This is a genomic window from Vicinamibacterales bacterium (genome assembly GCA_035699745.1).
Lineage (GTDB): Bacteria > Acidobacteriota > Vicinamibacteria > Vicinamibacterales > 2-12-FULL-66-21 > JAICSD01.
In genome coordinates this window covers 182,706-201,928 of the sequence record DASSPH010000069.1, presented here as the reverse complement: position 1 = coordinate 201,928, position 19,223 = coordinate 182,706, and the positions used below count along the sequence as shown (strand labels likewise).

Annotated in this window: 19 protein-coding genes; 10 read left to right on the top strand and 9 right to left on the bottom strand. The window is 69.6% G+C overall.

All coding sequences use genetic code 11. The features are described 5' to 3' along the window. Positions 1–88: 88 nt before the first annotated feature. From VFK57_16220 to VFK57_16190, 7 genes are read left to right on the top strand one after another with little or no spacing between them, the layout of a single operon-like run. A complete protein-coding gene (locus VFK57_16220; protein ID HET7697260.1) occupies positions 89–865 on the top strand; it encodes a methyltransferase domain-containing protein in 777 nt (258 codons plus the stop codon). Then, a complete protein-coding gene (locus VFK57_16215; GenBank protein ID HET7697259.1) occupies positions 862–2,679 on the top strand; it encodes a hypothetical protein in 1,818 nt (605 codons plus the stop codon). Before VFK57_16220 ends, VFK57_16215 begins: the two co-directional genes overlap by 4 nt. Then, the gene (locus VFK57_16210) at positions 2,679–4,292 is read left to right on the top strand and encodes a hypothetical protein (protein HET7697258.1); all 1,614 of its coding nucleotides are present in this window, start codon (positions 2,679–2,681) and stop codon (positions 4,290–4,292) included. Before VFK57_16215 ends, VFK57_16210 begins: the two co-directional genes overlap by 1 nt. Positions 4,293–4,339: 47 nt before the next feature. Next, positions 4,340–4,513 (top strand): hypothetical protein, encoded by a 174-nt coding sequence (locus tag VFK57_16205; protein ID HET7697257.1) that lies wholly within the window; start codon positions 4,340–4,342, stop codon positions 4,511–4,513. Between the two features lie 26 nt (positions 4,514–4,539). After that, a complete protein-coding gene (locus VFK57_16200; GenBank protein HET7697256.1) occupies positions 4,540–5,793 on the top strand; it encodes a glycosyltransferase in 1,254 nt (417 codons plus the stop codon). Positions 5,794–5,834: 41 nt separating this feature from the next. Further along, positions 5,835–7,079 carry a glycosyltransferase gene (locus VFK57_16195; GenBank protein HET7697255.1) on the top strand — a complete coding sequence of 415 codons (1,245 nt, stop codon included), beginning with the start codon at positions 5,835–5,837 and terminating at the stop codon, positions 7,077–7,079. Then, positions 7,033–7,845: a class I SAM-dependent methyltransferase gene (locus tag VFK57_16190; protein HET7697254.1), complete on the top strand. Its 813-nt coding sequence runs from the start codon at positions 7,033–7,035 to the stop codon at positions 7,843–7,845. Before VFK57_16195 ends, VFK57_16190 begins: the two co-directional genes overlap by 47 nt. Here VFK57_16190 and VFK57_16185 read toward each other — a convergent pair. The 5 genes from VFK57_16185 to VFK57_16165 are packed head-to-tail and all read right to left on the bottom strand — an operon-like array spanning position 7,782 to position 12,690. Then, the gene (locus tag VFK57_16185; protein ID HET7697253.1) at positions 7,782–8,747 is read right to left on the bottom strand and encodes a glycosyltransferase; all 966 of its coding nucleotides are present in this window, start codon (positions 8,745–8,747) and stop codon (positions 7,782–7,784) included. The genes VFK57_16190 and VFK57_16185 overlap by 64 nt on opposite strands. Continuing rightward, a complete protein-coding gene (locus tag VFK57_16180; protein ID HET7697252.1) occupies positions 8,726–9,649 on the bottom strand; it encodes a glycosyltransferase in 924 nt (307 codons plus the stop codon). Before VFK57_16180 ends, VFK57_16185 begins: the two co-directional genes overlap by 22 nt. Next, positions 9,609–10,793, bottom strand: coding sequence for an ABC transporter ATP-binding protein (locus VFK57_16175; GenBank protein HET7697251.1), 1,185 nt, complete (start codon positions 10,791–10,793; stop codon positions 9,609–9,611). The genes VFK57_16180 and VFK57_16175 overlap by 41 nt, the downstream gene beginning before the upstream one ends. Before the next feature lie 2 nt (positions 10,794–10,795). Next, positions 10,796–11,623, bottom strand: coding sequence for an ABC transporter permease (locus tag VFK57_16170; protein ID HET7697250.1), 828 nt, complete (start codon positions 11,621–11,623; stop codon positions 10,796–10,798). Positions 11,624–11,646: 23 nt separating this feature from the next. Then, the gene (locus tag VFK57_16165; protein ID HET7697249.1) at positions 11,647–12,690 is read right to left on the bottom strand and encodes a glycosyltransferase family 2 protein; all 1,044 of its coding nucleotides are present in this window, start codon (positions 12,688–12,690) and stop codon (positions 11,647–11,649) included. A gap of 137 nt (positions 12,691–12,827) precedes the next feature. Here VFK57_16165 and VFK57_16160 point away from each other — a divergent pair, with 137 nt between their 5' ends. Together VFK57_16160 and VFK57_16155 are read left to right on the top strand one after the other, a co-directional pair. After that, complete coding sequence (locus VFK57_16160) at positions 12,828–13,262, top strand: carboxypeptidase-like regulatory domain-containing protein (GenBank protein HET7697248.1); 435 nt, start codon at positions 12,828–12,830, stop codon at positions 13,260–13,262. A 33-nt stretch (positions 13,263–13,295) separates the two neighbouring features. After that, the gene (locus VFK57_16155) at positions 13,296–14,900 is read left to right on the top strand and encodes a D-aminoacylase (GenBank protein HET7697247.1); all 1,605 of its coding nucleotides are present in this window, start codon (positions 13,296–13,298) and stop codon (positions 14,898–14,900) included. A gap of 306 nt (positions 14,901–15,206) precedes the next feature. On the opposite strand, the gene VFK57_16150 is transcribed toward VFK57_16155, so the two are convergent. The 4 genes from VFK57_16150 to VFK57_16135 all read right to left on the bottom strand — a co-directional run bounded on the left by VFK57_16150 (position 15,207) and on the right by VFK57_16135 (position 18,633). Continuing rightward, positions 15,207–15,620, bottom strand: coding sequence for a hypothetical protein (locus VFK57_16150; protein HET7697246.1), 414 nt, complete (start codon positions 15,618–15,620; stop codon positions 15,207–15,209). After that, positions 15,617–16,177, bottom strand: a complete 561-nt coding sequence (locus tag VFK57_16145) for an RNA polymerase sigma factor (GenBank protein ID HET7697245.1) — start codon at positions 16,175–16,177, stop codon at positions 15,617–15,619. Before VFK57_16145 ends, VFK57_16150 begins: the two co-directional genes overlap by 4 nt. Further along, complete coding sequence (locus tag VFK57_16140; GenBank protein ID HET7697244.1) at positions 16,170–17,063, bottom strand: hypothetical protein; 894 nt, start codon at positions 17,061–17,063, stop codon at positions 16,170–16,172. Before VFK57_16140 ends, VFK57_16145 begins: the two co-directional genes overlap by 8 nt. Before the next feature lie 79 nt (positions 17,064–17,142). Then, the gene (locus VFK57_16135) at positions 17,143–18,633 is read right to left on the bottom strand and encodes a hypothetical protein (GenBank protein HET7697243.1); all 1,491 of its coding nucleotides are present in this window, start codon (positions 18,631–18,633) and stop codon (positions 17,143–17,145) included. Positions 18,634–19,060: 427 nt separating this feature from the next. Between VFK57_16135 and VFK57_16130 the strand changes: the two genes are divergently transcribed. After that, positions 19,061–19,204, top strand: coding sequence for a hypothetical protein (locus VFK57_16130; protein ID HET7697242.1), 144 nt, complete (start codon positions 19,061–19,063; stop codon positions 19,202–19,204). Positions 19,205–19,223: the final 19 nt, after the last annotated feature.

Here is a 19,223-nt window from a genome sequence, read left to right as displayed (position 1 = left end):
GGGTTCAGACGCATGTCGCTCGGCCACGGCTTCGCGCGACCCGAACGGCGACATCCTGGTGTCCGGCAGACTGTACACTTAACGGTCGATGACCGACTGGAACGCCGCCAGATACCACGAAATCTCCACGCCGCAACAGACCTGGGGCCGCCGCGTGCTGGAGCGTCTGCCGCTCGAAGGCAGCGAAGTGGTGCTCGACATCGGCTGCGGAACGGGGCACTTGACGGCGGAAATCGCCGGCCGCGTGCCCGCCGGCCGCGTCGTCGGCGTCGATCGTTCGTCCGCGATGGTGCAGCAGGCGGCGGCGTGGCTGCGCCAGCGGGCGCCGCAGGCGGCGGTCGTGCTGGCGGACGCCGGGGCGCTGCCGTTCCGCCGCGCGTTCGACGCCGCGTTCAGCGGCGCGACCTTCCACTGGATCCACGATCACGCGGCGTTGTTCCGATCGATCGTCACCGCGCTGCGCCCGGGCGGGCGGCTGGTGGCGCAGTGCGGCGGCGGTCCGAACCTGGCGCTCCTCTACGCCCGCGCGCAGCGGTTGATGCAGGAGCCGCGGTTCGCGCGTTATTTCGAGGACTGGGACGAGCCGACCTACTTCGCGGACGTCGAGACGACGCGGCGCCGGCTGAGCGAGGCTGGCTTCGTCGACGTCGAGGTCTCGCTCGAACCGGCGCCGACGACCTTCGACGCGCCGGATCAATTCCGCGACTTCATCGCCAACGTCTGTCTGCGCCACCAGGGTGCGCGGCTGCCGCGGGCCGAGTGGCAGGCGTTCCTGCGCGACCTCACGGTCGCCGCCGCCGCCGACACGCCGCCGTTCACGCTCGACTACTGGCGGCTCAATCTCGCCGGAAAGCGGCCGGCATGACGCCGGACGCGTGGTATCGCGCGCGGATCGCCCACTGGACCGCCCTGCGTGACGCGGCGAACCGGCGCGGAACCATCGTCTCCCGCCTGCGCCTCGTCTCGTTTCTCGGCGCGGTCCTGCTCGCGTGGTGGGCGGTCTCGTCCGGCGGCGCGCTGCGCACACCGGCGCTCGCGGCTGCCGCGGCGGCGCTGGCGGCGTTCGCCATGCTCGTCGTTCGCCATGCGCGGATCATCGATGACACGGAGCGCGCGGACGCGGCGATTGCGCTGAGCGCGCAGGGAGTCGCGCGGCTCGCGCGCGACTGGAATGGGCTGCCGGAAATCGCGCCGCCGGCGGATCTCGACCAGGACCGCCATCCGTACGCGCGCGATCTGGATCTCTTCGGCCACGCCTCGCTCTCCAAATGGATCGGACGCCCCGCTACCAGCGGAGGGGCCGGCCGGCTGTGGGGCTGGCTGCTCGCGCCGGCCGCGCCGGCCGCGATCGCCGATCGGCACGCCGCGATCGAGGAGCTCGCCGGCGCGCGCGAATGGCGCGAGCAGCTCGACGTGGAAGGGGTTCGCACGTCGGTGACGCCCGACGAACTGGGCCGGTTCCTGGAGTGGGCGGAAGGGCGCGAGCGCGCCGTGCCTCGCATCATGAAGCCGGCCGCGATCGCGCTGCCGATCGCCATCGTGCTGCTCGGCGCGCTCTTCTTCACCGGCGCCACGGACGCCGCCTGGTGGCTGATCCCGATGACCGCCGGCATCGTGCTGTCGTTCGCCTTCGCGCGCCGGGTCTATGCGGTGTTCGATCGTGTAACCGTGGGCCAGCGTGCACTGGAAGGTTACGCGCGGATGCTGTCGCTGGCGTGCGAGGCGCGATGGACGTCGCCGCCGCTCGCCGGGCTGAAGGGGCAGATGTGCATCGGCGGCGCGGCGCCGCGGCTGGTCGCGAAGCTCGCGCGCCTGGGCGGATGGTCGGAGCTGCGCACCGGCGCGGCGCTGCTCCACTTCCCCGTGCAGGCGCTGACGTTGTGGGACTTCCACGTCTGTTTCGCCATGGAGCGCTGGCGCGCCCGATCCGGGCATCACGTCCGCGGCTGGATCGACGCGCTGGAATCGATCGACGCGCTTGCCGCCCTCGCGCGCGTGCGCGGCGACGAGCCCGGCTGGACCCTGCCGCGGGTGGACGCCGGCGCACCGGCGCTGACGTCGGCCTCCCTGGGGCATCCGCTCATCGCCGCCGAGCGCCGGGTGGCAAACGATGTGCAGGCCGGACCGCCAGGCACGATCCTGCTCATCACCGGGTCCAACATGTCGGGGAAGAGTACGCTGCTTCGGGCGATTGGCCTGAATACCGTGCTCGCGCAGGCGGGCGCGCCGGTGTGTGCCCAATCGTTCGTCATGCCGCCGGCCGACGTTCATACGAGCATCCGCGTGCAGGACTCGCTCGAGCTCGGGCTGTCGTACTTCATGGCTGCGCTGGCGCGGCTGAAGCAGATCGTCGACGCAGCCGAGCGGCCGTCGAGCTCCCGCGTGCTGCTGTACCTGCTCGACGAGGTGCTGCAGGGCACCAACAGCGTGGAACGCGGCCTCGCCGTACGCGCGGTGGTGCGGCACCTGCTCGACGCCGGCGCGATCGGCGCCATCACCACGCACGATCTCGCGCTCGCCGGGGAGCAGCCGCTGGCCTCCGCGGCGACGCTCGCGCACTTCACCGAGCAGGTGCATGCGGATGGAACGATGACGTTCGACTACCGTCTCCGGCCGGGGCTCGCGACGTCGACCAATGCGCTCCGGCTGATGCAGCTGATCGGCATCACGCCGCGGTAATGGCGCGCGGGTTGTGGCGATTCGTGCGCGTGGCCGGCGTGTTCGCCGCGCTGACCGCGGTCATGACGTGGCCGCAGGTGCTGCACCTCGCCTCGCGCGCCACGCCGCACCAGGACGTCTACTTCAACATGTGGCGCCTGCGCTGGTTCGCGCACGCGCTGGCGACCGAGGCGCGGTTGTTCGACGCCAACATCTTCTTCCCCGAGCGGCGCACCCTGGCGCTGTCGGACGCGATGTTCGTCGAAGGGCTGCTGATGGCGCCGCTGACCTGGCTCGGGCTGAACCCGGTGCTCGTGCACAACCTCGCGCTGCTCGGCGCGATCACGCTGTCGGGCGCGGCGATCTTCGCGCTGGTCAGGTATCTGACCGGCAGCCGCGGCGCCGGCGTGATCGCCGGTCTCGTCTTCTGCTTCGCGCCGTACCGCTTCGAACACTACATGCACATGGAGCTGCAGTGGGCGATGTGGGCGCCGCTCGCGTTCCTGGCCCTGCATCGCGCGTACGACACCGGCCGGTGGCGTCATGGGCTGGCGGCGGGGGCGTGCGTGGCGCTCCAGATGCTGTCGAGCATCTACTACGGCATGTTCCTGGCGGTGCTCCTCGGAATCGCCGCGGTGCTGCTGTTCCCGCGCGATCGCCGCGCCCCCGCGCGGGCGGTGACCCGCGTGATGATCGCCGGCGCCATTGTGGCCGCGATCGCGAGCGGCCTGTACGCGCGGCCGTACGTGCGCAACCACGAGAAGGTCGGCGATCGGCCGATCGCCGAAGTCTCCATGTTCCGCGCCACCGCCGCGAGCTATACGTCGGCGACGTCGGGGAACTGGCTCTACGGCTCGACCGCGTACCGCGGCGGTCCGGAGCGGCATCTCTTTCCGGGCCTCACGCCGCTCTTTCTCGCGATGATCGGCCTGCTCCTGCAGCCGCCGGGACGCCGCGCCATCGTCTATCTCCTGCTGCTGGTGGCGGCGTTCGAAATGTCCTTCGGCCTCCGCGGTTACCTCTACTCGTTCCTCTACGAGTACGGCCCGCCGTTCCGAGGGCTGCGCGCGTCGGCCCGGCTGGCGCTGTTCGTCCTCCTGTTCCTCGGCGTGCTCGCCGGGTACGGCTATGCCGCGCTCGCGGCAAACCGCTCGCGCGCACAGAGGATTGCGCTGTTCGCACTGCTGACGGCCGCGGTGCTTGCCGAGTATCGAACCAGCCTGGTGCTCGCGGAGTTTCCCAACGAGGCGCCGCCGATTTACCGGATTCTGTCGCGCCAGCCTCGGGGCGTCGTCGCGGAGTTCCCGGTGCCGGGCCTTCGAAGCTTGCCGGGAGCGGACGCGGAGTACGCCTACCTGTCCACTTTCCACTGGTTCCCCATCGTCAATGGATACAGCGGCTACTACCCGCCGAGCTATCTCGAGCGGATCGAACGGCTCGCGGATTTCCCGTCGGAACGGGCGCTGCGCCAGCTCAAGCTCGACACCGTCCAATATGTGATCGTTCACGCCGCGCAGTACAAGCCAACGGACCTGAACGAAATCCGTGCACGCCTCCAGAACGGCGGTCAGTTGCTCGAGGTCGGATCCTTCGAGGCGCCGGACGGTCCCGCCTTCCTCTACCGGATGCGCTAGCTGGCACCGGTGTTGCTCCGGTTGAGCCAGTTGATCGGGAGGCTCGCATGACGACACGAACCCTGGGAATTCTGGCGACGGTATTCGGCTCTGCCGTCGGAGCGTGGTGGCTGACTCAGCGGCGGTCCCGCCGGGCGGGTCTGCAGACCACCGCGCCCGAGCGCGGCACGGTTATCTTCGACAACACGCCCGTGGCGTCGGGCGCCGAAGGCATCATTTAATCCCGCAACGTCACGGGCCTTCCGCCGTGAAGCTCATCTGCGCGGACCTCGATGGCGCGCTGCCGGCCGTTCCACCCCTGGCGGTCGGCGCGCAGTGGGTGCTCGTCCGCCTGCACGGCGCGCCGCTCGGCTACGTGGTCCCGCCGCCGGCGGGATGTTCTCCCGCGGAGCTGCGCGCGCTGGCGCTGACGCAGCTGGGATCCGAAGTCGCGGCGCACCTGGCGTCCGATTCGATCGGCGGCACCGGCCCCATCCCCGACGCGCGCGCGGCGATCCCGGCGTCGTGTCCGCGCCGCGGGCGCAGTCCTTCGAGCGTCGTGACGGTGGCGGTGTGCACGCGCGACCGCGCCGCGCAGCTCGGTCAGTGCCTCGACGCGTTGACGGCCCTCGAGTACCCGCATGACCGTCTCGACCTGCTGATCGTCGACAACGCGCCGTCCGATTCGTCCACGCGCGATCTCGCCGCCGGGTATCCGCGCCTGCGTTACGTCATGGAGCCGCGCCCCGGGCTGAATTGGGCGCGCAACCGTGCCGTGCGCGAGGCGCGCGGCGAGATCGTCGCCTTCACCGACGACGACGTCAGCGTCGACGCCGGATGGATTGCGGCGGTCGCGGCGGCGTTCGAAGACGAGCCGCACGCGATGTGCGTGACCGGACTCGTCGTCCCCGACGAGATCGACACGCCGGCCCAGGCGCTGTTCGAGACCTACGGCGGCTTCGGACGCGGTTTCGACCGCGCCGTATACCGCGTCGCACCAGGGGAGAGCGCCGGCCTCGAGTACGGCGGTGCCGGCCGGTTCGGCACCGGTGCCAACATGGCGTTCCGGCGGTCGTTCTTCGAGCGGGAAGGTCTGTTCGATCCCGCGCTGGACGTCGGGACGCCGACCCACGGCGGCGGCGATCTGGAGATGTTCTTCCGCGTGCTGAAGACGGGCCACGCGCTGGTCTACGAGCCGGCCGCGACGGTCCGCCATCGTCACCGGCGTGACTACGCGGCGTTGAAGACGCAACTGGCGAACAACGGGACGGGGTTCTACTCGTATCTCGTCCGCACCGCGCAGGCGTATCCCGGGGAGCGCCTGGCGATGCTGCGGCTCGGGGTGTGGTGGCTCTGGTGGTGGAATCTGCGCCGGCTCGTTCGGTCGGTCGTGCGTCCGCGAGCGTTTCCGCTGGATCTCGTCGTCGCCGAGTTGAAGGGATCGTTCACCGGATTGCGGCGCTACGCCGTCGCGCGCCGGCATGCGGCAGACGTGCTGCGGGCCGCGGGGAACATGTCGTGACTCGGATGCCGCCGGCAGCGGTCGCGATCAGGCGACTGGACGTGCAGGAGCCCCTGCAGCCGATGCTGGACGTGGCCGGCTACTGCCGCACGCGACTGTTCGTGTTCGACGGCGGCGAATTGATCGGCGCGGTCGATGTCCGGAACGCGTACGGGCCGCTGTCGGTCACACGGCTTCGCGACGAGATCGCCAGGAGGCTCACGTACACCCTGATGCAGCGCTCCGTTGCGCGATGCACCGGCGCGGCCGCGAACCCGGCGCCGCTGTCCGCCGACGTCCGCGTGTCGGTCGTCATTCCGACCTGCAATCGTCCCGAGGACCTGCGCCGCTGTCTCGCCGCGCTGCACACGGAACGGCGTTCGCGGGACGTGGAGATCGTCGTCGTCGACAACCGTCCCGGCTCCTCGAGTCCGACACGCGCAGTCATCGGCGGGTTCGAGGGGATCGTCTTCGTCGAAGAACCCCGCCCCGGACTCTCCTATGCGCGGAACGCGGGCTTCGCCGCGGCGACCGGCGGGATCCTGGTTGCGATTGACGATGACGTAACGGTGCCGGCGGGATGGCTGGAGCGCCTCGTCGCGCCGTTCCACCGCCCCGAGGTTGCGGTCGTCACCGGCAACGTGCTGCCGGTCGAACTGGACACCGAAGCGCAGGCGCTGTTCGAGGCGTACGGCGGGCTGGGCAAGGGGTTCGAGCGTTTCGAGCGGAACGGCGAATGGTTCCGCGGGCTGCGCGGACCGGTGCCGACGTGGAAGCTGGGCGCGACGGCGAACGCGGCGTTCCGGGCGTCGGTTCTCGCCGATCCCGCGATCGGTGTGATGGACGAGGCGCTCGGCGCGGGCACCCCGACCGGCTGCAGCGAGGACACGTATCTCTTCTATCGCATCCTCAAGGCCGGCCACACGATCGTCTACGAGCCCGCCGCGTGGGTGTGGCACCGCCATCGCCGGGATGCGGCGTCGCTCCGTCAGCAGATCTACGCCTACAGCAAAGGGCACGTGGCCTATCACCTGACCACGCTGCTGCGCGATCGCGACTGGCGCGCGCTCATCCGCCTCGGCTACTCGCTGCCGAAGGTGTACGCGGTCCGCAGCTACGTGCGACTGCGCGGCTGGAGCGAATACCCGCTGTCGCTGGTCCTGGTCGAGATCGCGGGCACGCTCGCCGGGCCGTTCGCGCTATGGCGGGCGCGGCGCCGGGCGCGGCGGCTCGGTCCCGGCGCGCGTCTCAAAGGGCGCCATGCTGTATCGCTGGAAAGTCCGATTACTCAAACACCCGCGGCTTAACCTGTGGTGGCGCCGCTGGCGCGCCAGACGGGGAGAGGCCACCGGCAGCTACGGCCAGCTGCCCGAGTTGATCCGCCGGCACGCGCCCGGCCGATCGTTCGTCGACGTCGGCTGCATGTGGGGCGTCAACGGCGAGTTCGCGTTCATCGCGGAGCAGGCGGGCGCGGCCGCGGTGAAGGCGGTGGACGTCTTCGGGCCGACGCCGGAGTTCGAGCAGAAGCGCACGGCGCTCGACTCGCGCGTCGAGTTCATCCTCGGCGACATCACGCGCGTCCAGACGCTGGACGCGGTCGGCCCGGCCGACGTCGTGTTCTGCGCCGGCGTCCTCTATCACCACCCCAGTCCGTTCGAGCTGCTGGCGGCGCTCCGCCGCATCTGCCGTGAGACGCTGATCCTCCGCACTTCCACGATTCCTGAAGTGCGCGGGCTGCCGAATGCCGCCGTGTATTTTCCAATGCTCGACGAAGACGGACGCGAACTGTGGAACCTGAAACGGCTCGGCGTGCTGCACCAGGCCGGCATCAGCAAACCGTTCCAGCCTGCGGAGGGTTATGGCAACTGGTTCTGGGGGCTGACGCCGAGCTGCCTCGAGTCGCTGCTGAAGACGGCCGGCTTCCGCGTCGACTTCCGCGCGACGGAAGCGTTCGCGCAGACGGTCGTGTGCGCGGCGGTGGCGCCGCCGCTGGCCCACCAGCTGCCGGATCAGACGTCCGCGCGGCGTCTCGGCGCGGACATCTCCGCTGCGGGGATCGCGCGCCCCGCGTAAGGCAGCCGCGACAGCGTCGCCCGCAGCTTGCGCCCGGCCTCGCGCCGCAGGATCTCCGGCGCGTAGCGCGCCAGCGTCCACGCCTTCTCGAACGCGTGCACGAGCTCCCGCCGGCTGACATGGTCGCGGATCTCCTCCGTCAGCTGCGTGCCGTAGAAATCACGCCAGCCCAGGCATCCTTCGCGCCAGATGTCGAGCTGCGCGGCGTTCCCCGGATCGGGGCGGTGCCGTTCCATCACTGCCAGCGTGTCGCGAAGCATGCGGCTGGCGCTGCCGCTCATCGACGCCTCGTGGCGGCGGTAGGCGGCGACGAGGTGGCCGTGGTCGTGAATGGGATAGGCGCGCGCGATGCGCAGATAGAGATCGTAGTCGGCGGAGGCGTCGAAGCCCGGCGCGAAGCCGCCGACGTCGGTGAGGACGGTGCGCCGGAAGATCGCCATCGCCGGCGTCCACACGGGATTGGTGCGCAGCAGCACGGCATGGTGACCGGCGATCACGCGGCGCTGCAGCGGCGTCGGCCATTCGGTCCCGTCCGGGCCGATCATCACGCAGCGGCCGTAGGCCATCGCGCAGCCCGGATTGGCGGCGAGCGCGCGGGCGCCGATGTCGATGCCGTCGGGCAGCAGCCGATCGTCGGCGTCGAGAAAGACGACCAGGTCGCCGGCCGCCTCCTCGAGTCCCCGATTGCGCGCCGCGGCGAGCCCGCGATTCTGCTGGCGCACGTACTTGACGTCCGGATACCGCGAGGCGACATCCGGCGTGTCGTCGGTCGACCCGTCGTCGACGACGATGGTTTCGACGCGATGCGCCGTCGACGCGGCGCTCGACACCGCCTGTGCGAGATAGTGCCCCTGGTTGTAGCAGGGAATGACGACCGAGATCACCGTGCGAGTCGTGTCCACACGAACCCCTTGAGGAATCGCAGGCGGAGCTCGGCGAGGAAGGCCCGATCCCAGTCGGCGACGAGAGCCGAACGCGTCCAGGCCGCCAGGGTCTGCGCCGCGTCGCGGAGGAGATGGCCGGGAACACCGAACGGCGTGACGCGCGCGCGCTCCATCTCCGGGAGACGCATCAGCGCATAGAACCGCCCGTGGCCTTCGTGCCAGCGGCGGTGGTAGCGGCGATTGCAGCGATCGCCGGGGACGCGCGTCATGACCAGCAGCTTCGGCTGATACAGCATGCGTCCGCCCGAGTCGTACACACGTGCGAGCAGCTCGTGATCTTCGGTGGAGCCGATTCCGTCCTTGACGCGCTGAACGGACGGCGAGAACGTGCCGACACGGTCGAAGACCGTACGGCGGAAGGCGACATTGGCGCCGATCAAGCCGATCGGCGTCGCGCGATCGAACACGCGCCGCGAGTCGCCGTGATCCTGCAGGGCGAGCGGCGCCCAGTGCTCCCGCGTCAGCCAGCGCGGCCGGCCGTTCTCCCACGCCGGAAGCACCCGTCCGCCGATCCCGTCTACGCCGGGATGCCGCGCCAGCGTGCTGACGATCGTCTCCACCCAGTCGGGCGCGACTTCGACGTCGTCGTCCGTGAACGCGACGACCGGCGCGCCGGAAGCCGCCAGCCCGGCGTTGCGGGCGAAGGACAATCCCTGGCGCGGCTCGCGGATCAACCGGACCCTGCGATCGGCGAACGCCGTCACGACCTCGGCCGTGCGGTCCGTGGAGTTGTTGTCGACCACGATCACTTCGTAGGTCTCCGGCGGTGCGCTCTGCCGCAGCAGCGCCGCGATCGCCCGTTCGAGCGAAGGCGCGCGGTCAAACGTCGGCAGGATGACGCTCAGCTTCAGCTGGGGCATCGGCCCACCTCCATTCATGCGGCGCGAAGAAGTATCCGCGCATCGACTTGCCCGGCTCGACGAACAACAGCCGCGTGCCGTACCACCAGTCGATCGCCGCGGCGCCCCGCCGCTGGCGGATCGACGCGCCGATGGCGTAGACGCCCGGCTGCAGGCCGACCGACCCGCACAGGAATTCGATTCGCCGCGGGCCCGGCCGCAGCGTGACCGAGGCGTCCGACACCGCGGTGCTCTGCTGGCAGTGCAGCGTCCGGCCGTCGCGCGAGTAATAGAACAGCTCGACCACCGCGTCGTCGACCTGCGACGTGACCTCGAGATCCACGGCGGCGACGAGCGGGCCGCCGGTGGCGGCGGCGGGAACCTCGCGGCCGGCAGGATCGCGGAACGTCACGTCGACGACGCGCGCGCCGCCGCCGGCGAGCGACGCGGCGTCGGCGGTGGCCGCCGCGTACGAATCGCTGACCATCGTCTGGTACTGCGCGATCATCTCGAGCGGCGCGCCGGACGCGGCGACGCGGCCGCGATGCATCAGCATGACGCGATCGCTCTGCCGGGCGATCGCCGTCAGGTCGTGCGAGATGAAGATCAGAGTGGCGCCGTCGCGGCGCAGCTGATCGATCCGCTCGTACGAGCGCACCTGGAAGGCGGCGTCGCCGACGCCGAGCACCTCGTCGATCAAGAGGATGTCGGCTTCGAGGTGGGCCGCGACCGCGAACCCGAGGCGGACGTACATGCCGGACGAGTACCACTTCACCGGCATGTCGATGAACGGGCCGACGCCGGCGAAGTCGATGATGCGATCGAGCTTGGCGGCGATCTCGCGGCGCCGCATGCCGAGCACCGATCCGCTGAGGAAGACGTTTTCGCGGCCGGAGAGTTCGGGATGGAAGCCGGATCCGACCTCGATCAGCGCCGCGACCCGGCCGTCGAGCGTGATCGTCCCTGCCGTCGGCGCGGTGATGCGCGACAGCAGCTTGAGGATGGTGCTCTTGCCCGCGCCGTTGTGGCCGATGACGCCGAGCGTCTCGCCGCGCGCGACGTCGAAGCTGACGTCGCGGAGCGCCCAGAAGTCCTCGTGCCGCGCCGCGGCCGCCTGGCGCAGCCGGTACTTCTTGGAGACGGTGTCGAAGCGGACGGCGACCATGGCTAGATCAGGTCGGCCATGGTGGCCTCGGCGTGCTTGAAGAACATGTAGGCCGCGGGCAGCAGGATCGCCGTCACGAGGCAGGCGACGCCGAGCGGGTAGGGATCCGGCGCCGCCTGCCGCAGCAGCACGTCACGGAAGGACGAGACGATGCCGGCCAGCGGATTGAGCAGGTACCACGGCCGCCACGACGCCGGCACGACGCTGAGCGGATAGATGATCGGCGACGCGAACATCAGGATCTGCATCAGCACCGGCAGGGCGACGCCGATGTCGCGGAAGCGCACCTGCACCGCCGCGAGCACGAGTGTGACGGTGAGGATCCACAGCGCCAGGACCACGACGATCGGCACGAGGATCAGCGCGTGCGCCGTGAGCGGCACCGCGTACCAGTACATCAGCCCGAGGAGCACGAGGCACCCGATCGCGAAATCGAAGAGCGCCGCCGCGGCGTAGGTGATGGGCAGGATCTCGCGCGGGAAGTAGACCTTGGTGATGAGCGACGTGTGGGCGACGAGCGAGTTCGTGCCGCCGCTCACGGCGGTGTTGAAGAACGACCAGGGCAGCAGCGCGGTGAACGCAAACAGGGCGTACGGCGCGCCGTCGCTGGGCATCTTCGCCAGCATCGAGAACACTGCCGTGAAGATGATCATCATCATCACCGGCTGCAGCAGCGCCCAGGCGAGGCCCAGCGAGGTCTGCTTGTAGCGGACCGCGATGCGGTGAAGGCTGAGGGTATAGAGGAGGTCGCCGTATTCACGCAGGCGCGCGAGATGCTCGCCGACGTGCAGCCAGGCAGAGGCAGCCGGCCTGATGACGGTGACGCTCATGGTACCGCTTTCCGGTAGCAAGCCTACTGCCGCGAGCCGGTCGAGCAGCCGGCAAGCTCTTCAGTTCCCGCGCCGCCAGCTCGGGTGTTCGACGCGCGTGCCGCGGATCCCTTGTTCCGCCGCCGGCTCTTCACCGGCGAGAAGCGGGCCAGCGGGTACACCTGCCGGCCGTAAAAATACCCGGCAACGTCCCAGATTTGCAGCTCGTCGCCGAAGGCTTCGCGCGCCGGCCGTCCACGCGCGGCCATCAGCCGCAGCGCGGCGCGCGCGGCACGGCCCCAGAGAAACCGCGGCACGCCGGCCAGGTACGTGACCCGCAGCGGATGCCGGCGGTCCATCAGTCCGAGCGAGACGCCGCGCCAGAAGCACCAGCGCCGGTAGTACTCGCGGCTCAACCGGACGGCGGGGATGTAGTGATAGATGACGAGTCCCGGCAAATATTCACCGCGCGCGCCGCGCTCGATCAGCCGCAGGTACATGTCTTCGTCTTCGCAGGAGAACAGCCGGGCATGGGCCCCCGGGCCGAGGTGTTCGGCATAGGGTCCGACCTGTTCGAGCGTCGATCGCCGGATGATCGCGTTCCCTCCCATCAATTGACCCGGGAAGTCGCGATCGAACCTGCGCCGGTGCGGTCCGTTGTCCACCGCGCCGAGCGCCGCCATGTACTCCGCGGGAATCCACTCGGGCGGCGGGGCGCCCCAGACCGGGATGTACGGACCGCCGATGAATTCGACGGCCGGATCGCGAAACGCCTCGCCGGCAACCTGCAGCCATCGCCGATCGACCTGCTCGTCGTCGTCGACCATCCCAACGAGGTCGCCGGAGGTGGACGCAATCCCGGCGTTCAGGGCCTTCGATTTCCCCTGCCGGCGCTCGACAACCAGCGAAATGCGTCCGGGAAACTGCGCCTGAAGGTCGCGGACGATGTCCGCCGATCCGTCGGTGCAGGCGTTGCAGACGACGGTGATGTGGACGTCGAGGTACGGGGACGGATCGGCGTCGATCAGCGACCGGACGCACCGTTCCAGCAGGGCGGCCCGGTTGTGTGTCGGGACCAGAACGTCCATCCGCGACCGTTGGGCCATGGCGTGCGGCCGCGTGTGCAACCCCGATACCGTCGGGCTGACATGGCGTTTCCCTTGCACAACCAGGGATCGTGCATATGGGACGTGCAAACGGCTGCCACTATTGTCCGCCCTGGGTCATGGGCGTGTGGCTCTCGCTGGGGCTCCTCGCCTTGCTCCTGGCGGGCGGCTGCCGCCGTGGCGTCCCGGTCGTCGACCTCGGGCCGAAGCCGCCGGAAGCGCGCGGCACGTTGTCCGGCGTGGTCCGTGGTCCCGAAGGGACCTCGCCGATCGCCGGCCGCGACGTCCACGTGATCAACACGGATACCGGTGCGCGCTACACGACCAGGACGAGCGAGACCGGGGGGTTCACCATCCAGGTGCCCGCCGGCAAGTACCGGCTCGAGCTGCCGCTGCGCGACGGCGAAACGCTCGTGAAGCGGCCCGGCCTCATCGACTTGAACAAGAGCGACGTCGATTCCCGCATCGAGTTCGTGCTGGCCAACGTCCGCGTGTCGCGGCCGCGGGGGCCGGCGTACCGCCTGGACAACGGTCTGGGATCGCCGATTACCTGATACGCCCGCAGCGGCCCCGCTATACTGCGCGGCATGGGCCGCCACTGGCGCGCAGCCGGATTCGCCGCCGCGCTCACCATTCTCACTGCCGGCGTCCCGGCCCCATCCGCTCAAACCCGCCGCTACGACCTGGCGATCGTCAACGGCATCGTCGTCGACGGCACCGGCCGCCCGGGTGTGCGTCAGGACATCGCGGTCAAGGACGGCCGGATCGCCGCGCTCGGTCGCGTCGCTGCGGCCGCCGCATCGGAAGTGATCGACGCGAAGGGGCTGGTCGTCGCCCCCGGGTTCATCGACGTTCACACCCACGCCGACAATCTGGTGAGCCGTCCTGACGCCGCGAACTTCGTGCGCATGGGGGTGACGACGATCGTGGCGGGGAACTGCGGCAGTTCCGCGCTCGACGTCGCCGCCGCGCTGTCGGCGTTGCGCGATCGTCCCGCGGCGGTGAACTTTGCGACGTTGATCGGGCACAACACCGTTCGCAGCGCGGTGATGGGTTCCGAGAACCGGGCGCCCGGCGCGGCGGAACTGGCGCGGATGAAATCACTCGTCTGGAAGGGGATGGCGGACGGCGCCGTCGGCTTCTCCACCGGCCTGCAGTACGTGCCGGGCGCCTACGCGCAGGCGGTGGAGATCGTGGAGCTGGCGCGCGCCGCGGCGAGCGCCGGCGGGATCTACGCGTCGCACATGCGCAACGAGGGGACGGCGCTCGAGGATGCCGTCGCCGAGACCATCCGTGTCGGCGAACTGAGCGGCGCCCGCGTCCAGATCTCGCATCTCAAAGTGGATAGCCCGAACCGCTGGGGCGCGAGCGAGCAGGCGCTCGCGCTGATCGACGCCGCGCGGCGCAAGGGGATCGACGTCCGCGCCGATCAGTACGCGTATACCGCGGCGAGCTCGTCGCTCAGCATCCGGTTTCCGTCCTGGGCGCTCGAAGGCGGGCCGGCGAGGATCGCCGAACGGCTGAACGATCCGGCCGCGTGGACGAGAATCAAGACCGAGATGGCGGCGCTGCTGGCGGAGCGCGGGCTTCGCGATCTGTCCTTCGCGGTGGTGGCGGCGCATCGGGCCGATCCCGCCGTGAACGGGCTGTCGATGAAGCAGATCGCGGCGCGGCGGCTGGGCAGCGACTCCGCGGATGCGCAGTTCGAAGCGGCGCGCGCCATCATGCTCGCCGGCGGGGCGTCGATGGTCTATCACTTCATGAGCGACGGCGACGTGGATCGCATCATGCGGCATCCGCAGGTGGGGTTTGCGTCGGATGCCGGGGTGATCGAGTTCGGCGAAGGAGTCCCGCACCCGCGCGGCTACGGCAACACCGCGCGCGTGCTCGGCGCGTACGTGCGCGGCCGGCGCCTCATCTCACTGGAAGAGGCCATCCGCAAAATGACCTCGCTTCCGGCGGGGCACTTCCGGTTCGCGAACCGCGGCGCCATCCGCGCCGGCTATGCCGCCGACCTCGTGGTCTTCGACCCGGCGCAGATCGCCGACACCGCGACGTTCGAGTCACCGCACGGCTACGCCGCCGGCATCCCCTACGTCGTCGTCAACGGAGAGATCGTCGTGAAGAACGGTTCGCAGACCCCGGCCCGCCCGGGCCAGGTGCTGGCGAACAGCCTGATCGAGAAGCAGTAAGACGGGTCCCGCCGTCGCTCGCCGCGCGAGCTCGGGCGGGCAGACACCGCCTCTACGAGCCCTTCTGCTCGGCCTTGCGCTTGCGGCGGATCGTCACGTAGCCGAATCCGAGCCCGCCCATGAGAATGGCGAGAATCCAGAGCATCTGAGTGGCCTCCTTTGGGGGGTGCGATCTCGCAAGCCGGATGCCTCGTCACAGCCGAAACCGTGATCTGCTTGGCTGTCTTGTATTTGGCGTGACGGGAGGGGGTGCGACAGGTGTGTGCGCACACCCGCGGTTATTTCAAAACTGTCGTTCGGATACGACTATTCGTCGGCGAGGATGAAGAGCGCGGCGATCGACGCGGCCACCGCCGAGACCAGCATCGCGGTCGCCGGGAGCGTAATCCAGCGGCTCGTGAGGTCGATGGTGCCGAGCGACACGAGCGACACCGTGGCCATCGTTCCCTTGACGAGCGCCGCGGCGAATCCGGCGATGCTCACGAGCAGGCCGACGCCGCACGCGATTGCCACCGCGTGCACGATCGTCAGCGGACGCTCCACCGCCCGGGCCGCCTCCTGCCGGGCGCGCATCTGCGCCCGCCACCACACGATGGCGGACGAGGGCGGCGCGGCTTCGCGGCGGGCGCTCGCCGCTTCCGCCGCGATGGCCTCGCTGACGATGATCTCGATCTGCTCGTCGGTGAGATCGCGGGTGGTGTGGCGATGCACGGGGTTCACCGGGCCTCCTGACGCCGCAGCGTGACCGCGAGCTTGCGGCGGGCGCGGAAGAGCAGCAGCTTGATGCTGGCGGTCTTCAGCCCGAGGACGTCCGCGATCTCCGCGTGCGACGAGCCGTTGGCGTAGGCGAGCCAGAGCATCGCCCGCTCGCGCGGTTTCAGCCTGCCGAGAGCGCGCCGGACGTCCGCGCGCGACTCGGCGTCTGCGGCGGACGCGGGGGCGGCGACGTTCGCGACCTCGATCCCTTCCTCGAAGATCGGCCGGGCGCTGCGCCTGCTGTCGCGGACCAGGTTCGTGGCGATGCGATACAGGTAATTGCGCCGGTGATTCTCGCTCTCGAAGACGGTGGCGCTCTTCAACAGGCGGTAGTACGACTCCTGCAGCAGGTCGTCGGCGATCTGACGATCGCCGCTGATGCGCGAGAGGTAGCCCCACAGCGCGCCGGAGGTGCGGTCGTAGAAGGCGCGGAAAGCCTCTTCGTCCATCGCGAGCGCGACGTCGGCAGTGTCGGCGTCAGCCTGCAGCCGGGCAATGTCGACGAAGGCGGCGTCAGCCACGGTTCTCCTGGGACGCATTCGGATCCGCCATCAGCCCGAAGCGGCGCGTGAGGACGTATGCCAGGAATGCGGAGGCGATGAAGCCGAGTCCCAGTGCGATCACGACCACGCCGAAGGCGCCGAGCGGCGCGCCCACTTCCTCGAACGTGTTCTGCGAGACCAGATACAGGCCGATGCCCAGTACCGTGAAGACGGCCCCGGCCTGCGCCGACCAGAGGATCCGGCCGAGCGGCGCGCCGATGGCGCGCGGCGTGTCGATCGGGATCGGCGCCGATTCCAGGAACCGGCGGCCCGCCGGCGTCTGGATGTAGGCGAGCAGGTCGTCGTTCGCGGTGAACCGATCGAGCAGCTTGTTGTGCACTTCCGTCTGGATCTTCGACAGCCGCGACCAGCGGCGGTGTTCGATGAACGTCCTGATCAGCCACATCACCGCCCCCGCGATGCCGAGCATCAGGAGGCCGATCATGAACCCCTCGATAGCATTACGCCACATCGTGACGGCGCGTTCCTGCACGGTCTCGCGCACCCCCGACGAGCCGTCGTATGCCGCCAGGAAGTAGCCGGGATTATGGGGCACCTCGGGGCGCTGCGCGAGGAACGCCGCCAGGGCGGGGTAGGGGCGCAGGTAATCGGGGCTCGAGAGCAGGCTGGGATCCAGCCGCAGGATGCGCGGCAAGGACGGCGGATACTGCTTCAGCACTTCCTCGAGGTCCCGCCTCGTTTCCTCCGCCGACGTGCCCACGGTCGTCAGCGCTGTGGGGTCCCTCGGGACGGCACCGAGCTCGGCCGGAGCCGGCTGCCGCCTCGTGGTGGGCGCCTGCTGGGCGAACCCGGGGGTAGTGACGGCGAGGAACGTGATGAGAAGGACGGCGGTGGATCGGCTCATGTCCCCTATTACGCACCGGGGACGGGGAGGTTAACCGGGGACCGCAGGTCTGCCCGCGGCCCCCGGCTCCGGCTGGGTGTTACTGCTGGATGAAGGTCGTCTCGCCGTAGCGCGCGACCTTCTTCCAGGACGTGGTTTCGCAGTAGTTCACGCCCGCCCCGCTCGTGCACTGGGGGGGGTTGGTGACGCCGTCGGTGAGCGTCTGGCCGAGCGTGAACGACAGCGGCTTGCTGAACGTGAAGATCCCGCCCGACGCCGCCGGCACCACGACCTTGACGTCGATCGTCCAGTTGTTGCCGTTGAAGATCTTGTCGCCGTTGACGTTCTCGGTCTCGACGTTGTTGAACAGGTATTGTGCCGGCCCGTCGTAGGCGCCGACGCCGTTCCTGATCGTGAACGACCGCTGCAGCCAGCGGCTGGTGTAGGTCACCGTCCCCGAGTACCCGCCCGCCTGCACGAACAGCCCGCCGCAGCCGGTGACCGCCGTCCAGAAGGCGCGCCCGTTCACCTGGCCGATGGCGAAGTCTTCGCAGCCGGACAGATCGCGCTCGGCCGACCACGACACGATGCCGTCGGTCAACGACGCGCTCACGCTGGCGGGCGGCGCGAGCGGCGCGATGACCGATGCGCCGGTGTAGGTCCAGATGTCGCCGTCGGTGTCGGCCTTCTCCTCGTACAGCCAGTCGAAGCCGCCGGTGAACGTGCTGTTGATGTACCGGCCCTGCTGCACGAACGACGTGTTGTGCACGTCGTAGATGAGCGCTTCCGCGTGCGCCGCGTCGAAGTCGGGCGTCAGGGTCGAAACCAGGACGTCCTTCTCGAACACGTTGTTCGCGTCATCCCAGTCACCCGGGTCGACGCCCTCGGCGCGCACCTTCAGACGGTTGTTGCCCAGCGTGGTCAGCGTCGGCGAGAACGCGCACGACACGGAGTCGCCGCTGTCGACCCAGATCGCGGCGGCGCGGTCGGCTTCGACGTCGTTGACGTAGAGCACGCAGTCGGTGCGGGCGCCGATGTTGCCGTTCAGCTCGCTGACCACCGCGATCATCTTCACCGGCATGTTCACCGGCGCGCGGGGCGGCGAGATCAGTCCGCTGACGGCGACGTCCGGCCGCTTCTGCACGCTCGTCGTCACCGTCACGGTGTCGTTGCGCTTGGTGCTGGTCCGGATGTGCGCCTGCACCTGGAAGGGCTGTCCCGGCCACAGGTTGGTGTAGGACTGCTTGAAGTATCCGCCGCCGTCCAGGTCCTTGTACTGGACGGTCGACATCACCGCCCCGAGCGCGTCGAGCGCCGAGAGCTGCAGCTTCCAGATCGTTCCGGGCGGCGGTGTCGCCGATCCGAACTCGCCCGTGGTCGCCTCGAGCTCGGTGGTTCCGTTCTTCGCGTACAGCATGCGGGCCGTCAACGACGCTCCGCCTGCTCGACCCTTCGCCCCTGTGGCGTTCCGCTCGCGGTACTTCTGGGTGCTCGAGTGGAACTTCGGCTGCGCCTGGGCGGGCGCGGCTGACCATGCGATGAGAGCGACGACGACGACGAGAGATCTCGACCAGACGGCCTTACCGTACATACGACTCCTTCAAGATTGCCGACGAATCGCCGCCGTTGTGCAAGCCCCAGCCCCACGGCCTCGGCGCGCGGACATTTGGCCGCACCTCGCTGTCAGAGTTGAACTTGGCAGCGCCGGGCGGCGCACAGGTGTGCGGGACGGCCGTCGAATAGTCTGCCCCGCGTCGGACAAAAGTCAGAGCGCGCCGCTCGGCACGCCGGACGCGGTCCGCGATCGATGTCCGCTGCGAGGCAGACAAGCGTCTCGATCGCCGGAAAACAGCCGCGCGTTTTAACCCGTTCGGGTGACGACGGCGATCACGGCAGTTCCATATACTCCCGCGAAATTTAAATCCGCGTCAGTCTCATACGCTGCATGCCGCCGTGCTGCCGGTGGCCTGCGGCCATCTGTCTCGCTCGAGCCGCTCATCAGTCGGAGGGAAACTGATATGCGCCGGTCCGGGTACGTCTGTCTCTTCGTCGCTGCGCTGCCGCTCTCGTCCCGGCCCGGCGCCGTGGCGGCCGCCGGCATTCCGGCCGCGTTCACCCTGCCGTCCGCGCAGCAGCCGATCACCGCCCCCGTCAATCCGTAGCGTCAGTCAGCAGGAGCTT

What these genes read in the sequence shown, in the direction of transcription:
- VFK57_16180 (HET7697252.1), bottom strand. Translation starts at nt 9,649, where the DNA reads ATGCCCCAGCTGAAGCTGAGCGTCATCCTGCCGACGTTTGACCGCGCG.
- VFK57_16155 (HET7697247.1), top strand. Translation starts at nt 13,296, where the DNA reads ATGGGCCGCCACTGGCGCGCAGCCGGATTCGCCGCCGCGCTCACCATT.
- VFK57_16170 (HET7697250.1), bottom strand. Translation starts at nt 11,623, where the DNA reads ATGAGCGTCACCGTCATCAGGCCGGCTGCCTCTGCCTGGCTGCACGTC.
- VFK57_16205 (HET7697257.1), top strand. Translation starts at nt 4,340, where the DNA reads ATGACGACACGAACCCTGGGAATTCTGGCGACGGTATTCGGCTCTGCC.
- VFK57_16175 (HET7697251.1), bottom strand. Translation starts at nt 10,793, where the DNA reads ATGGTCGCCGTCCGCTTCGACACCGTCTCCAAGAAGTACCGGCTGCGC.
- VFK57_16165 (HET7697249.1), bottom strand. Translation starts at nt 12,690, where the DNA reads ATGGACGTTCTGGTCCCGACACACAACCGGGCCGCCCTGCTGGAACGG.
- VFK57_16140 (HET7697244.1), bottom strand. Translation starts at nt 17,063, where the DNA reads ATGAGCCGATCCACCGCCGTCCTTCTCATCACGTTCCTCGCCGTCACT.
- VFK57_16210 (HET7697258.1), top strand. Translation starts at nt 2,679, where the DNA reads ATGGCGCGCGGGTTGTGGCGATTCGTGCGCGTGGCCGGCGTGTTCGCC.
- VFK57_16190 (HET7697254.1), top strand. Translation starts at nt 7,033, where the DNA reads ATGCTGTATCGCTGGAAAGTCCGATTACTCAAACACCCGCGGCTTAAC.
- VFK57_16130 (HET7697242.1), top strand. Translation starts at nt 19,061, where the DNA reads ATGCGCCGGTCCGGGTACGTCTGTCTCTTCGTCGCTGCGCTGCCGCTC.
- VFK57_16215 (HET7697259.1), top strand. Translation starts at nt 862, where the DNA reads ATGACGCCGGACGCGTGGTATCGCGCGCGGATCGCCCACTGGACCGCC.
- VFK57_16160 (HET7697248.1), top strand. Translation starts at nt 12,828, where the DNA reads ATGGGCGTGTGGCTCTCGCTGGGGCTCCTCGCCTTGCTCCTGGCGGGC.
- VFK57_16220 (HET7697260.1), top strand. Translation starts at nt 89, where the DNA reads ATGACCGACTGGAACGCCGCCAGATACCACGAAATCTCCACGCCGCAA.
- VFK57_16135 (HET7697243.1), bottom strand. Translation starts at nt 18,633, where the DNA reads ATGTACGGTAAGGCCGTCTGGTCGAGATCTCTCGTCGTCGTCGTCGCT.